We start from the raw sequence: 14087 nt of genomic DNA on the forward strand, positions 1-14087 counted from the left end.
CCACGGTAGAAATATTTCCTACCTGTGCAGACGCACGACCTGCGAAAGTGTTGAGGTCAATAAGCGAACTTTCTGCAGCCCCTCACTCCGCGCTGACCGCCACGATTTCCGTATGCCTGCCGCGAGCATCCAGGCGCACCGGCAGCACCTGCGGCAACGCCCTGGCAAAGGCGCCCGCACGTCGCAGGTTGAAACTGCCCTGCACCTTCAGTGCCGCCACCGCCGGATCGTGGATGACCAGGCCGGTATCGCCATAGCGTTCGAACTCGGCCAGGGCCTGGTCCAGGCGGGTACCGCTGAAGCTGATGCGGCCGTCGCGCCAGGACGTGTCCACCTCGCTGCCCACCGGGCCGGGCTTGCCACCCGCGCCGACAATGACCGATTGGCCCGCCAGCAGATCCACAGCAGCACCCTGCTCTGCCATGTCCTGGGCCTTGGCGACGCGCACATGCCCCTGCTCCACGGCTACGCTCACCTCGCCGCTGCCACCGAGGGCACTGCCGGTACGTCGCACCGAGAAGCGTGTTCCGACCACGGTGACCCGCGTGTTGGCGACCAGCACGTTGAAAGGATGCTCACGGTCAGGGTGCACGGCGAAGAACACCTGCCCCGTCGACAGGCGCACTTCACGGTGCGTGCGGTACAGGCTGACATCTGCGCGTGTCGCGGTATCCAGCCACAGCGTGCTGCCATCGGGCAGCTCCACCCGAGTCTGCTCGCCACGTGCCGTGGCGAATGACTGTTCGAAAATCGGCGCGCGCTGCCACGCGTTCCAGGCGATCCACGCCGTGCCCATCGCAGCGAATGCGATGGCGGCAGCGGCTGCGCGGGAAATCACGCGGCTTACAGCAGGACGCCATGACCGCCTGCGCCGCGGCACCTGTGGCGCGGGCCGCTGGGCACGCGATGGGTCCGCGGCGGAAGCCACTGGCGAAGGCAGGCCGGCCCTCAGCGCATCCACGACCCCAACCGGCAGATGGCCCAGCCTGTCCCAGGTGCCTTCCAGGCGTGCCAACGCGCGCGCATGCGTCGGGTTGCTGGCCAACCACTGCTCGAATTCGACCTGCTGGTCCGACGTCAGGCCATCCTGGCGCCGGACCATCCACGCCGCAGCTACTGCATCCAGTGGGTCCTCGCCCTGTACGGCGCTGGCGGAGCCATGCGCATCCACGTCGTCCTGCGGGAAGGACAACGGATCAGGCCGGTCGTTGGAATGGCGGGGATCGGGCTGGCTCATGGGATGGATGGCATTTCGTATCGGGACCGACGCATGCAGGCACGATCAGTGTAGTTCGATGGGTGCAGTTGGATCGGTGCTATCTGGCCTTCTTCATTGCTCGCTGGAAGCGATCCTCGCAAGCCTTGCAGGCCAGTACGCCGCGGATGACATGCTGGGCCACCATGTTGCGCGAGATGCCCATGCGCTCGGCCACCTGCTGGTGCGACAGGCCGTCGAAGCGATTGAGGATGAACGCTTGGCGGCAGCGCGGTGGCAGGCTTTCAATGGTGGCCTGCAGGGCCTGCATGTACTGGCTGGAGTCGAGCACTTCGTCAGGCTGCAGGCACTCCGGCGCGCGAGGATGTTCCTGCTCCGGCAGCGCTTCCAGACTTGTGTGGCTACGCACTTCGGCGCGCCGATGCTGGTCGGTGAGCAGGTTGCGCGTAGTCCGGTACAGCATCGCGCGCGTATTGCCGATGGTGGTGCCGGACTGCTGCGCGCCCAAAAGGCGGGCGTATGCCTCCTGCACAAGATCGGCCGCTGCGGTCCTGTCCCGCAGACTGCGCGCGCAGAAGTTCAGCAGTTCCCGGTAGTAATGCGCTGCCAAAGCGGGGTCGCTCCCAACCTGTTCGTCATCGTTGTCGACGTCGCACAATTCTAAATGAGACGTAGTCGCGTTTATAGCGCGACATCAAAGATCGAGACTGGTGTGATTCGGAGATGGCCGCATGACGGCGATCGATTGGTGCCGTGTACGTCGATCAAAGCTGCGAAAACGCAACGTGCGTCGATCGCTGTTGCGCTGCCGCAGCAACTGTCTTCTGCTTGAGTATACGCAGGCCCTGAAGCACACACGCAACGAAAAACGCCCACAGATCTCAGGATCTGCGGGCGCCTTCTTGTATCTGGCGGAGTGAGAGGGATTCGAACCCTCGATAGAGCTTTTGACCCTATACTCCCTTAGCAGGGGAGCCCCTTCGGCCACTCGGGCATCACTCCGGGGTATTCACCGCGTCTGGTGCGTTGCACCTCAGCGGGGCGTGAATCATAACGTTAATCGAGTGCGAAGGTAAAGCGTTATTCGGCAGAATTTTCGCTACCGGTGCCACCGGCTTCGTCACCGCGCTGGATGCGCTGATAGATCTCTTCGCGATGCACAGCGACGTCCTTCGGCGCGGTGATGCCGATACGCACCTGGTTACCCTTGACGCCAAGCACGGTGACGCTCACCGAGTCACCGATCATCAGGGTTTCGCCGACGCGGCGAGTCAGGATCAACATTTTTGTAAGTCTCCATGGAACCGTGTGGAAGGGTATCCCCCACCGGCTTGACGCTCCGTCAAGAAGCGCTACCACGACAAAGGGAAAAGATTTCGCAATGGTACCGTCAGCCGTCCCGCTCCTACAAGGAGGGGGACGGCGGGGATCATCACAGGCGGGGGCTGACCCATTCGACAACTGCAGCCAGCGCAGTGGCAAGGGCGGGCCCGTCCTCGCCACCACCCTGGGCGAGGTCCGGGCGTCCGCCGCCCTTGCCCCCGATCTGACCGGCGATATGGGACAACAGTTCCCCAGCCTTGACCTTGCCCGTTGCGCTGCCGTTCACGCCTGCGACCAGGGCGGCTTTGCCGTCCTGGGCGCCGGCCAGCACGATCACCGCGTCGCCCAGCTGCTGCTTCAGGCGATCCATGGCGTCACGCAGGGCCTTGGCGTCGAAGCCCTCCAGGCGGGCGGCCAGCACCTTCACCCCGGCGACCTCGACGGCCTGGCCGGACAGATCGGCGGTGGCACCGGCGGCGACCTTGGCCTTCACGGCCTCCAGTTCGCGCTCCAGCTGCTTCTGGCGCTGGCCCAGGGCACGGATCTTTTCGACCACGTCGGCAGCGCTGCCACCGAGCAGCTCGGCGGCTTCGGCCAGGCGGGCCTCTTCGGCGTCCACATGGTCCAGGGCGCCCTGGCCGGTGACCGCCTCGATGCGGCGCACGCCGGCGGAAACACCGCCCTCGGAGGTGATCTTGAACAGGCCGATATCACCGGTACGGTTGACGTGGGTACCGCCGCACAGCTCGGTGGAATAGTCACCCATCTTCAGCACGCGCACATGCTCGCCGTACTTTTCGCCGAACAGGGCCATTGCGCCGAAGTCCAGCGCCTCCTGCATGGCCATGGTGTGCACTTCGGCGGCATTGTTGGCGCGCACCTGCTGGTTGACCTTGCGCTCGATCACCGCCAGCTCTTCCGCGCTGATCGGCTGGAAGTGCGAGAAGTCGAAACGCAGGCGGTCCGGCGCGACCAGCGAGCCCTTCTGCTGCACATGGGTACCCAGTACTTCACGCAGGGCTGCGTGCAGCAGGTGGGTGGCCGAGTGATTGAGGATGGTGGCGCCGCGACGCTCGCCGTCAACCTGGCCGGACAGCACGTCACCGATCTTCAGGCCGCCTTCGGACAGGGTGCCGACGTGGCCATGGAACTGGCCGGCGAACTTCTGGGTGTCCTCCACCGCCAGGCGCACGCCGTTGCCGGTCAGCACGCCCGTGTCGCCGACCTGGCCGCCGGATTCGGCGTAGAACGGGGTCTGGTTGGTGATGACGATGACCGAATCACCCGCATCGGCCGACTGCACTGGACGACCGTCCTTGAGCAGGGCCAGCACGCTCAGGCCATCGGCCTGCAGGCGGTCATAGCCCAGGAATACGGTCGGGCTGAGGGTGGCCACCAGTTCGGCCGGCAAGGTCACGCCGCCGCCGAACTTGCCGGCCGCACGCGCAGTTTCGCGCTGCTGCTCCATCGCGGCATCGAAGCCGGCGATGTCGACGGTCAGGTCACGCTCGCGGGCGATGTCCTGGGTCAGGTCGAGCGGGAAGCCATAGGTGTCATACAGGCGGAAAGCGTCAACGCCCGGGATCACGCCATTGCTGGCCTTGCCAGCGACGTCCTCGAAGATCTTCATGCCGGCATCGAGGGTTTCAGCGAAACGCTCTTCCTCGGCCTGCAGCGCACGGGTGACGGTGTCCATCGCCGCCGGCAGTTCCGGATAGGCCTCGCCCATCTGCTCGACCAGGGTCGGCACCAGCTTGCTGAAGAACGGCTGGCGCACGCCCAGCATCCAGCCGTGGCGCAGGGCGCGGCGGATGATACGGCGCAGCACGTAGCCGCGGCCTTCATTGGACGGCAGCACACCGTCGACGATCAGGAACGAACAGGCGCGGATGTGATCGGCGATCACGCGCAGCGACTTGTTCTCCAGGTCGGCGGTGCCGGTCAGTTCCGAGGCCTTGCGGATCAGCGCCTGGAACAGGTCGATCTCGTAGTTGGTGTGCACGTGCTGCAGGATCGCCGCCAGGCGCTCCAGGCCCATGCCGGTATCCACGCACGGGGCCGGCAGCGGCACCAGGGTGCCGTCGGGCTGGCGGTCGAACTGCATGAACACCAGGTTCCAGATTTCGATGAAGCGATCGCCGTCCTCATCCGGGGAGCCCGGGGGGCCGCCGGCGATATGATCGCCGTGGTCGTAGAAGATCTCGGTGCACGGGCCGCACGGACCGGTGTCGGCCATCTGCCAGAAGTTGTCCGAGGCGAACGGCGCGCCCTTGTTGTCACCGATGCGCACGATGCGCTCTTCCGGCACGCCGACCATGTCGCGCCACAGCGCGTAGGCTTCGTCGTCGGTCTGGTAGACGGTGACCAGCAGGCGCTCGGCCGGCAGCTTCCAGACCTGGGTCAGCAGTTCCCAGGCCCAGGCGATCGCGTCCTTCTTGAAATAGTCGCCGAACGACCAGTTGCCCAGCATCTCGAAGAAGGTGTGGTGGCGTGCGGTGTAACCCACCTGGTCGAGATCGTTGTGCTTGCCGCCCGCCCGCAGACAGCGCTGGACGTCGGCCGCGCGCACGTAGCTGCGCTTCTCCGCGCCAAGGAACACGTCCTTGAACTGCACCATGCCGGAGTTGGTGAACAGCAGGGTTGGATCGTTGCCCGGCACCAGCGGCGCCGACGGCACGATGGTGTGGCCTTTGCCCTTGAAGAATTCAAGGAAATCGCTGCGGATCTGGGAAGTCGTGAATTTGGCGGATGCGTTCATTGAGGGCTGGCAGTCTGCGGGCCGGCGGACCCGGACCACCGGCCACATTGGCCAGGGTCGCAAGGGACCGCCGAAAACCTAAAGGGTATCAGGCCCGGCGTCGCCAGTCTCAGTCATCCGGGTCGTAGCGGGTCGCGCGGCGGATGCTATCGCCGTCAAAGCCACGTCTAGCCAACAGATCGGCGGCCTTGCGCCGCTGCGTCAGGTCCTGCGGGCCAGCCTCGCCGAAGCGGCGGCGGACCAGATCTCGGGCGTTTTCCTGCCAGTCGCCTTCATAGCTGTCCATCGCTGCGGCAATCGCGGCGCTATCCAGCCCGTGGGTGCCCAGCTCGGCACGCACGTGGATCGGCCCGTAGCCGGTATTGGCGCGCATCCGCACAAGGTTCTCGGCAAAGCGGGTGTCGTCCTGCCAGCCGGCCTCGGTCAGCTTGGCGACAGCGGCCTGCGCGGCTTCGCCTTCAATGCCACGGGCGGTCAGCTTGCGGGTCAGTTCCTTGCGCGAGTGTTCACGACGAACCAGCAGGCCCAGCGCGCGTTGCACGGGGGTCTGCTCGCGTGGCCGGCGCTTGCGGCCAGGGGGAGTGTCTTCGGCGTCGGACATCGGTACTCCAGAGGTGGCGCCCTCCATGGCGCCCTGCCCATCCGTGGGCGATTCGAACCTGCGAGGCAGGGCGACGTCACTGACGGCGCCGCCCTGCCCCACAGCAAGCCTTATTCGTCGTCGCCGTCGTCGTCGCCTTCCTCGCGGACGGCTTCAGTCGGCTGGAACTTCTCGCGCAGCTCGGCTTCGAGCTTGGCGGCGACGGTCGGGTTGTCACGCAGGTAACCCCGGGCATTGTCCTTGCCCTGGCCGATACGCTCCTCACCGTAGCTGTACCAGGCACCGGCCTTCTCGACCAGCTTGGCCTCCACGCCCATGTCGATCAGTTCGCCTTCGCGGCTGATGCCCTCGCCGTACAGGATCTCGGTGATGACCTGCTTGAACGGCGGTGCCAGCTTGTTCTTGACGACCTTGATCTTGGTCTGGTTGCCGATGATCTCGTCGCCCTTCTTGATCGCACCGATGCGGCGGATGTCCAGGCGGACCGAGGCGTAGAACTTCAGTGCGTTGCCGCCGGTGGTGGTTTCCGGGCTCTGGCCCGGCATCATCACGCCGATCTTCATGCGCAGCTGGTTGATGAAGATCACCAGCGTATTGGAGCGCTTGATGTTGCCGGTCAGCTTGCGCAGCGCCTGGCTCATCAGGCGGGCCTGCAGGCCCGGCAGCTGGTCGCCCATCTCGCCTTCGATTTCGGCCTTCGGGGTCAGCGCGGCAACCGAGTCGATCACCAGGATGTCGACCGAGCCCGAACGGACCAGCATGTCGGCGATTTCCAGCGCCTGCTCGCCGGTATCCGGCTGCGACAGCAGCAGGTCATCCACGTTCACGCCCAGCTTGCCGGCGTAGATCGGGTCCAGTGCATGCTCGGCGTCGATGAAGGCCGCAGTGCCGCCCAGCTTCTGGCATTCAGCGATGGCCTGCAGGGTCAGGGTGGTCTTGCCCGAGGATTCCGGCCCGTAGATCTCAACGACACGACCCTTCGGCAGGCCGCCAATGCCCAGTGCGATGTCGAGCATCAGCGAGCCGGTCGGGATGGCTTCAACGGGCTCGACCACGCGGTCGCCCATGCGCATCACCGAGCCCTTGCCGAACTGCTTCTCGATCTGGCCCAGAGCTGCAGCGAGGGCGCGCTTCTTGTTCTCGTCCATCGGTTGGGTCCTTGCAGAGGTGATGTCGTTGGAGGTGCTGTCTTTGGGGGTCTTCTTTGCCATGGGCTCACTTTAAGTCGGACGTATCGCACAGGCTGAGATTCTGCCCGGCGCTCTGAAAAGAATTATCGGACATCCGTACCAACCTCAGTGGAACCAGAGAATCGCCACAAAAGACCGCGAGGAAATGCAATGCGAAACGGGTCAACGGTTGGGGCGCAGCAAGCCGCAATAGAGGCCTTCGATCGCAAAGTCCTGATCCGGCAGCACTTCGATCGGCCTGTAATCGGGGTTGCGCGGCAGCAGACGGATGCGGTCCTTGGCGATCTTCAGCAGCTTGACCGTGATCTCGTCATCGATGCGGGCCACCACGATCTGCCCGGAATGGGCGTCACGGGTGCGGTGCACGCCGATCAGGTCACCGTCGAAGATGCCCTCGTCGATCATCGAATCGCCCTGCACCTTCAGCAGGTAGTCCGGCGCCGGCGAGAAGAACACCCGGTCCAGCACCACGAAATCGTCCGAGCCGATATCGGCACCGATCGGCAGGCCGGCCGCGACCCGGCCCAGCACCGGCAGACGCAGCACGCTGTCGGGCAGGCCCGGCTCGGCCAGCTTCTCGACCGGCGGGGCCTGCACCAGGCGGATGCCGCGGGCCTGGCCCGGGATGCGACGGATCGCACCGGCCTGCTCCAGGGCTTCCAGGTGGTACTGGGCTGCGCGCACGCCCTTGAAGCCGAACGCACGTGCGATTTCAGTCTGCGACGGCGGTGCGCCTTCGCTCTCGATACGCTCGGCGATCAACTGCAGGATCGCCTGCTGGGTGTCGGTCAGGTCCATGGTTAGTAGTATTACTACTAACATTCAGATCTGCAAGTGCCGGGTGCGACACGGGGTGACGCCTACCTGCGGGGCCGAGCCATGCTCGGCAATCGTCGCCGGGCATGGCCCGGCTGGTAAGGGCAAAAGCAGCCGACCAGCGGTCGGCTCTACAGGAATCACGCAGCGATTCCGCGGTTCCCCACGGGAACCGCTGCGGTAAACACACTCACGTGTGTTTACCGCTTCTCCATATCGAGAACAGGATCCAGACGCCGCAGAAGCCAGCGCCGATGAAGCCGCACACGCCCAGTGCCAGTAGCCAGCGGCTGGAGACGCCGCCGACGCTGTGCATCACGATCGACGAGCCGATGATCAGGGCGGCGGTCACGATGCCCATCACCAACCGGTTCGCCGCGCGGTTCACCTGTTCGCCGAAACCCTGCAGCGCCGTGGTTTCCACCTTCAGCTGCAGGCGACCACGGCGCGCGGCCTGCACCAGCTTGCGCAGGTCGCGCGGCAGTTCGCCGGCAAAATCCACCAGCCCCAGCAGGCTGCGCCGGCCGCGCTTGAGCAGCGCCTTTGGCGCATAGCGCTGCAACACTACCCGTTCCAGGAACGGGCGCGCGGCGCTGGCCATGTCGAAATCCGGGTCCAGCTGCCGGCCCATGCCTTCCAGCGTCAGGAACGCCTTGATCATCAGCGCCAGGTCGGCCGGGAGGGTCAGGCTGTAGCTGCGCAGCAACTGGGTGATGTCGCCCAGCATGAGCCCGATGCGCAGGTCCTTCAACGGCACACCGCGGTACTGGTCAACGAACTGGCTGATGTCATGCTGCAGCCGGTTCTCGTCCACTTCCACGCCACCGGCCCAGTCCAGCAGCACGTCAGCCACGCTCTGCGGGTCCTGCTCGACCAGCCCGTGCAGCAGCTGTGCAACCTGGAACCGACGCACCTCGGACAGCGCGCCGACCATGCCGAAATCGATCACGCCGATGCGGCCATCGCGCAGGTAGATGATGTTTCCCGGGTGCGGATCAGCATGGAAGCTGCCGTCCTCCAGCACCATCTTCAGCACGATGTCGGCGCCACGCCGTGCCAGTTCGCGCCGGTCCAGGCCAGCCGCGTCGACGCCAGCCAGGTCCCGTCCGGGAATGCCGTCGACGAAGTCCTGCACGTTCAGGCTCTCGCAGGTCCACTGCCAGTGCACGCAGGGAATCAGGATGTCGTCGCGGCCTTTGAAGTTGCGCGCGATGCGCTCGGCATTGCGGCATTCGGCAGCGAAATCCAGCTCGCGGCGCAGTGACACGGTGAACTGCTGCACGACCTCGGCCGGACGATAGCGGCGCAGGTCCGGCAGGCGCGCTTCGACGATCTCGGCCAGCCGTGCCAGCAGCCGCAGGTCGGCCTCGACCACATCGCGGATACCCGGGCGGCGCACCTTCAGCACCACCTCGCGACCGTCATGCAGGCGTGCACGATGGGCCTGTGCCAGCGACGCGGCGGCCATCGGGGTTTCATCGAGGAAGGCGAATACCTCCGCCGGCGACGCGCCAAGGTCGGCTTCAAGCTGCTCGCGGATGTCCGCGTATGGCAGCGCCGGCACTGCGTTCTGCAGTTCGGACAGTTCGGCGATCCATTCCGGCGGCAGCAGGTCGACGCGGGTCGCCAGTACCTGGCCGAGCTTGACGAAGGTCGGCCCGAGATCCTGCATCGCGCTGCGTACACGCACCGGTGCGGTCATCCGCAACAGTTCCTGGCGATCTTCGTTCCAGTGCAGCAGGCGCCCTGCCCGTTCCAGCGTGGTGGCCAGGCCGATGCGCCGCACCACGTCACCGAAGCCGTAGCGGATCAGGACGACGGCGATTTCCTGCAGTCGGCCCAGGTCACGGACCGTGCCCAGCGTTTCCCACATCATGCGTGCTCCGGACGATTACCGGAGCAGCATGTCACAGCTGGGCGTCGATGCCGCGCAATGCCGCCGCCACGGTTTGCCGGCGGATGGCTTCGCGGTCGCCGTCGAACTGGAAGAGTTCGGCACGGGCGTAGCCGCCGCGGCGCTTCCAACCGATCCAGACACTGCCGACCGGCTTGTCCGGGCTGCCACCGCCTGGGCCGGCGATCCCGGTCACGGCTACGGCAATCCCGGCACCGGAATTGACCAGTGCGCCGGACACCATCTCCAGCACGGTTTCGCGGCTGACCGCACCGAACTGCTCCAGGGTCTGCGCGCGCACGCCCAGCAGGCGCTGCTTGGCTTCGTAGCTGTAGACCACCATCCCGCAGTCGAAGAACGCCGAGGATCCGGCGATGTCGGTCATGCATTTGGCGATCCAGCCGCCGCTGCAGCTTTCAGCGGTCACCAGCTGCAGCGAGGCCTGCTGCAGGCGCTGCCCCAGCGCGGCGGACTGGGCGTTGAGATCGGCGTCGGTGGGAATGGACATCGGCATGACGGTGGGGTGAAGAACCTGCACGTTGTACCGCAGATGACAGGTTGATGTCGCGGGCCTCCGGCACGGTTGCGCTGCCGGCCAGCGGCCGGCACTACCGGGCATGGGCCGCTACCTCACCACTCCGGCAGCTTCTCCGGCAACAGGGTCCTGATCGGCGCGCCGTCGGCACTGGCGGCCAGCTTCTCTGCCTCGGCGATCGGCAGGTCAACCTGCAGCAGCCATCCCTCTTCATCGGCCTGTTCGCTGCGAATCACTTCCAGCTGGTGCAGGCGCGCGCGCAGGCGGCCCGCATCGGGCGGCAGGCGCAGTTCACCGGTCACGTGCTGCAGGCCCAGACGCTTGCCCAGCACCGCCTGCAGCAGGTCCAGGCCCCGCCCGTCACGCGCGGAAATCCACACCCGCTCGCGTCGCGATTCATCCGGGATGCCGTCCTGGCCGTCGTGGCGGACGTCGGCACCGTCGATGCGATCGATCTTGTTGAACACCAGCAACTGCGGCAGATCGCCGGCACCCACCGCGGTCAGCACTTCGTCGACCTGGGCGATGCGCTCCTCGCGATGCGGATCGGCGGCATCCACCACGTGCAGCAGGAAATCAGCCTCGCGTGCTTCGGACAGGGTCGAGCGGAACGCGGCGACCAGATCATGTGGCAGGTCGCGGACGAAACCGACGGTGTCGGCCAGCACCACGTTGCCGCCGGGGACCGCAATGCGGCGCACGGTCGGGTCCAGCGTGGCAAACAGCTGGTCGGCGGCGTAGGCCTCGGCACCGGTCATGGCATTGAACAGGGTCGACTTGCCGGCGTTGGTGTAGCCCACCAGGGCCACGCGCGGCAGTTCGCTGCGCACGCGCGCACGGCGCATCTGGGTGCGCTGCACTTCCACCTTCTCCAGGCGCTTCTGCAGCTGCTCCACCCGCTTCTGCAACAGGCGGCGGTCGGTTTCCAGCTGGGTTTCACCCGGGCCACGCAGGCCGATCGAGCCGCCGCGCTGGCGCTCAAGGTGGGTCCAGCCGCGCACCAGTCGCGTGGCCAGGTGACGCAACTGCGCCAGCTCGACCTGCAGCTTGCCTTCGTGGCTGTGCGCACGCTGGGCAAAGATGTCCAGGATCAGGCCGGTACGGTCGATCACCCGGCGCTCCAGGAACCGTTCCAGGTTGCGCTCCTGACCGGGGCTCAACGCATGGTTGACCAGGATCAGGTCGGCGCCACTGGCATCGGCCGCCGCCTTGATTTCGTCCAGCTTGCCGCTGCCGATCAGGGTCGACGGGTTGGGACGGTCCAGGCGCGCGGTGATCGTCGCGGCGATGCTGGCCCCAGCCGAGCGGGCCAGATCACCGAACTCTTCCAGCACATCGTCTTCCAGCTTGCCGAAATGCGGCTGGATCAACAGGGCGTGTTCGCCCTTTTTCGAGCGGTCAAACATTCACCGCTCCGGTATTACTCGTCTGCTTCATCACCTGCCTGACCACCTTCACCCGATTGCACGTAACCACCGCCCGGACCGACCTTCACGTTGCGTGCCGGGACGACCGTGGAAATGGCGTGCTTGTAGACCATCTGGCTGACCGTGTTGCGCAGCAGGACCACGAACTGGTCAAACGACTCGATCGTGCCCTGCAGCTTGATGCCGTTCACCAGGTACACCGAAACCGGCACGCGTTCGCGCCGCAGTGCATTCAAGAAAGGATCCTGCAGCGATTGCCCCTTGGACATTGCACACTCCTGATTATTGTTCTTATTGGGTTGCCGACGGTTGCCACGGCCCCCGAGCCGCCCGCCGGCCAATGATGTTACACGGCTGGCGGGGGTTCAGCGTGCGACGAAGGTCGACACCGCGCCGGCCAGGCGCTCGTGGTCAATATGGGGATCGAACCAGCGCGCATCAAGCTCGCCGCGCAGCCAGGTCAGCTGGCGCTTGGCCAACTGGCGGGTGGCGAAGATTGCCTTGTCACGGAATCGGGCGGCATCCCCCTCCCCGTCCAGGTATTCCCAGGCCTGACGGTAGCCGACCGCACGCACCGCGGGCAGGTCCAGTGGCGCCTTCACCGCGGCCATTTCCGGCATCGCACGCAACGCCCGCACCTCGTCGAGGAAGCCCTGTGCCAGCATGAGATCGAAGCGGGCCTCGATGCGCCGGTGCAGGACGGCGCGGTCACGCGGGGCCAGGATCAGCTTGAGAGTACGCACCGGCAATGGCGCCACGCCCGGTCGGCGCTGCCATTCACTGATCGGAGTACCGCTGAGGCGGTAGACCTCCAGCGCCCGCTGGATGCGCTGCGGGTCGGTGGCATGGATGCGCGCAGCCGCGGACGGATCGACCTCCGCCAGTTCCGCATGCAATGCCGCCCAGCCACGCTCGGCGGCTTCGGCGGTCAATGCGGCACGCAGCGCCGGATCGGCCTCCGGCATCGGCGACAGGCCCTGCAGCAGCGCACGGAAGTACAGCCCCGTGCCGCCGGCCAGGATCGGCGTTTTGCCACGCGCGACGATGTCGGCCACGACGCGGCCGGCATCGGCGGCAAACTCGGCCGCCGAATAGGTCTGCCAGGGCTCGCGCAGGTCCAGCAGGTGGTGCGGCGCCTGCGCGCGTTCGGCGGCATCGGGCTTGGCCGAACCGATATCCAGATGGCGGTAGACCAGCGCCGAATCGACACTGACGATCTCGCCATCCAGCTGCCGGGCCAGCGCAATCGCGGTGGCGGTCTTGCCACTGGCCGTCGGCCCCATCACGGCGATCGCCAATGGCCGCCGGTCGATGCCCATCAGTCTTCGTCCGGCCAGCGGACCGACGGCGCGGCGTCGGTACGCGGCGTCGGCACGGCTTCCACGGCCTGCCAGATCTTCAGGGCATCGACGGTGGCCGCCACGTCATGCACGCGCACGATGCGCGCGCCGCGCTGCACCGCGATCAGGTGCGCAGCCACCGAAGCGGCCACCCGTTCCGACGGCGTATCGCGGCCAGTCAGTTCACCGAGACTGCGCTTGCGCGACAGGCCCGCCAGCATCGGCACACCCAACTCCAGGAAGCGCTCCGAGCGCGCCAACAGGGTCATGTTGTGCACGGTGGTCTTGCCGAAACCGAAGCCGAGATCGACCAGCAGGTGCTTCTTGGCGATGCCGGCCATTTCCGCCGCGAACAGGCGCTGCACGAGGAAGCCGTGCACCTCGGCGACCACGTCGTCATAGTGCGGATCGGCCTGCATGTGTCCCGGCTCGCCCTGCATGTGCATCAGTACCACCGGCACGCCCGCCTCGGCAGCGGCATCGAGTGCGCCGTCCTGGCGCAGGCCGAAGATGTCGTTGATCATGCCGGCACCGGCGGTCACCGCCGCGCGCATCACTTCCGGCTTGAAGGTGTCGATGCTGATCGGCACGGTAGTGCGGGCAGCCAGCTGCTCGATCACCGGAACCACCCGTCGCAGTTCTTCTTCCACCGATACCGGTGCAGCGCCCGGACGGGTGGATTCGCCGCCGATATCGAGCAGGTCGGCGCCTTCCCCGACCAGCTTCAGGCCATGTGCGACCGCCGCCTCGGTGGTGTCGTGCGCGCCGCCATCGGAGAAAGAGTCCGGGGTGACGTTGACGATGCCCATGACCCGGGCACGGTCGAGGCGCAGGATGCGGTCGGCGCAATCGAGCTGGGGCGAGGTATCGAACATGGGCAATCCTGCAGGGACAACGACGGGTAGTTTAGTTCGGCAGGTCGGCGCCCTGCACCCGCAGAGGCCAGTGCGTCAGCAACGGCCAGAGCAACAGCGGGTCTGCTGGGGA

13 protein-coding genes and 1 tRNA gene are annotated in these 14087 nt (G+C 66.2%); all 14 read right to left on the bottom strand.

The window, feature by feature from the left end; all coding sequences use genetic code 11:
- Positions 1-82 precede the first annotated feature (82 nt).
- Complete coding sequence (locus tag SSKA14_RS15725) at positions 83-1237, bottom strand: FecR domain-containing protein (RefSeq protein WP_008265433.1); 1155 nt, start codon at positions 1235-1237, stop codon at positions 83-85.
- A 79-nt stretch (positions 1238-1316) separates the two neighbouring features.
- Positions 1317-1826 (bottom strand): sigma-70 family RNA polymerase sigma factor, encoded by a 510-nt coding sequence (locus SSKA14_RS15730; RefSeq protein WP_040008053.1) that lies wholly within the window; start codon positions 1824-1826, stop codon positions 1317-1319.
- A gap of 299 nt (positions 1827-2125) precedes the next feature.
- Positions 2126-2218, bottom strand: a tRNA-Ser gene (locus tag SSKA14_RS15735).
- Positions 2219-2296: 78 nt separating this feature from the next.
- On the bottom strand, positions 2297-2500 hold the full coding sequence (gene csrA, locus SSKA14_RS15740) for a carbon storage regulator CsrA (RefSeq protein WP_004152909.1): 204 nt from the start codon (positions 2498-2500) through the stop codon (positions 2297-2299).
- A gap of 148 nt (positions 2501-2648) precedes the next feature.
- Positions 2649-5297, bottom strand: a complete 2649-nt coding sequence (gene alaS / locus SSKA14_RS15745; RefSeq protein ID WP_008267546.1) for an alanine--tRNA ligase — start codon at positions 5295-5297, stop codon at positions 2649-2651.
- Positions 5298-5406: 109 nt separating this feature from the next.
- The gene (recX, locus tag SSKA14_RS15750) at positions 5407-5898 is read right to left on the bottom strand and encodes a recombination regulator RecX (protein ID WP_008265297.1); all 492 of its coding nucleotides are present in this window, start codon (positions 5896-5898) and stop codon (positions 5407-5409) included.
- Positions 5899-6008: 110 nt separating this feature from the next.
- Entirely contained in the window at positions 6009-7046 is a 1038-nt protein-coding gene (gene recA, locus SSKA14_RS15755) for a recombinase RecA (protein ID WP_040008061.1), read from the bottom strand.
- Positions 7047-7250: 204 nt separating this feature from the next.
- Entirely contained in the window at positions 7251-7886 is a 636-nt protein-coding gene (gene lexA / locus SSKA14_RS15760; RefSeq protein ID WP_008267755.1) for a transcriptional repressor LexA, read from the bottom strand.
- A 208-nt stretch (positions 7887-8094) separates the two neighbouring features.
- Entirely contained in the window at positions 8095-9777 is a 1683-nt protein-coding gene (gene ubiB, locus SSKA14_RS15765; RefSeq protein WP_040009740.1) for a 2-polyprenylphenol 6-hydroxylase, read from the bottom strand.
- Positions 9778-9811: 34 nt separating this feature from the next.
- Positions 9812-10306, bottom strand: a complete 495-nt coding sequence (locus SSKA14_RS15770) for a nicotinamide-nucleotide amidohydrolase family protein (RefSeq protein WP_005409020.1) — start codon at positions 10304-10306, stop codon at positions 9812-9814.
- A gap of 122 nt (positions 10307-10428) precedes the next feature.
- The gene (gene hflX / locus SSKA14_RS15775) at positions 10429-11739 is read right to left on the bottom strand and encodes a ribosome rescue GTPase HflX (RefSeq protein WP_008268766.1); all 1311 of its coding nucleotides are present in this window, start codon (positions 11737-11739) and stop codon (positions 10429-10431) included.
- A 14-nt stretch (positions 11740-11753) separates the two neighbouring features.
- The gene (hfq, locus tag SSKA14_RS15780) at positions 11754-12029 is read right to left on the bottom strand and encodes an RNA chaperone Hfq (RefSeq protein ID WP_004152891.1); all 276 of its coding nucleotides are present in this window, start codon (positions 12027-12029) and stop codon (positions 11754-11756) included.
- Between the two features lie 96 nt (positions 12030-12125).
- A complete protein-coding gene (gene miaA, locus SSKA14_RS15785) occupies positions 12126-13079 on the bottom strand; it encodes a tRNA (adenosine(37)-N6)-dimethylallyltransferase MiaA (RefSeq protein ID WP_008266264.1) in 954 nt (317 codons plus the stop codon).
- Complete coding sequence (gene folP, locus SSKA14_RS15790; RefSeq protein WP_008268106.1) at positions 13079-13975, bottom strand: dihydropteroate synthase; 897 nt, start codon at positions 13973-13975, stop codon at positions 13079-13081. Before folP ends, miaA begins: the two co-directional genes overlap by 1 nt.
- Positions 13976-14087 lie beyond the last annotated feature (112 nt).

Source organism: Stenotrophomonas sp. SKA14 (assembly GCF_000158575.1).
In the GTDB taxonomy this organism is placed as follows: Bacteria; Pseudomonadota; Gammaproteobacteria; order Xanthomonadales; family Xanthomonadaceae; genus Stenotrophomonas; species Stenotrophomonas forensis.

Coding starts and splice junctions, on each gene's coding strand:
- lexA (WP_008267755.1), bottom strand. CDS start 7,886: ATGGACCTGACCGACACCCAGCAGGCGATCCTGCAGTTGATCGCCGAG.
- hflX (WP_008268766.1), bottom strand. CDS start 11,739: ATGTTTGACCGCTCGAAAAAGGGCGAACACGCCCTGTTGATCCAGCCG.
- SSKA14_RS15770 (WP_005409020.1), bottom strand. CDS start 10,306: ATGTCCATTCCCACCGACGCCGATCTCAACGCCCAGTCCGCCGCGCTG.
- hfq (WP_004152891.1), bottom strand. CDS start 12,029: ATGTCCAAGGGGCAATCGCTGCAGGATCCTTTCTTGAATGCACTGCGG.
- miaA (WP_008266264.1), bottom strand. CDS start 13,079: ATGGGCATCGACCGGCGGCCATTGGCGATCGCCGTGATGGGGCCGACG.
- recA (WP_040008061.1), bottom strand. CDS start 7,046: ATGGACGAGAACAAGAAGCGCGCCCTCGCTGCAGCTCTGGGCCAGATC.
- recX (WP_008265297.1), bottom strand. CDS start 5,898: ATGTCCGACGCCGAAGACACTCCCCCTGGCCGCAAGCGCCGGCCACGC.
- ubiB (WP_040009740.1), bottom strand. CDS start 9,777: ATGTGGGAAACGCTGGGCACGGTCCGTGACCTGGGCCGACTGCAGGAA.
- SSKA14_RS15725 (WP_008265433.1), bottom strand. CDS start 1,237: ATGAGCCAGCCCGATCCCCGCCATTCCAACGACCGGCCTGATCCGTTG.
- folP (WP_008268106.1), bottom strand. CDS start 13,975: ATGTTCGATACCTCGCCCCAGCTCGATTGCGCCGACCGCATCCTGCGC.
- alaS (WP_008267546.1), bottom strand. CDS start 5,297: ATGAACGCATCCGCCAAATTCACGACTTCCCAGATCCGCAGCGATTTC.
- csrA (WP_004152909.1), bottom strand. CDS start 2,500: ATGTTGATCCTGACTCGCCGCGTCGGCGAAACCCTGATGATCGGTGAC.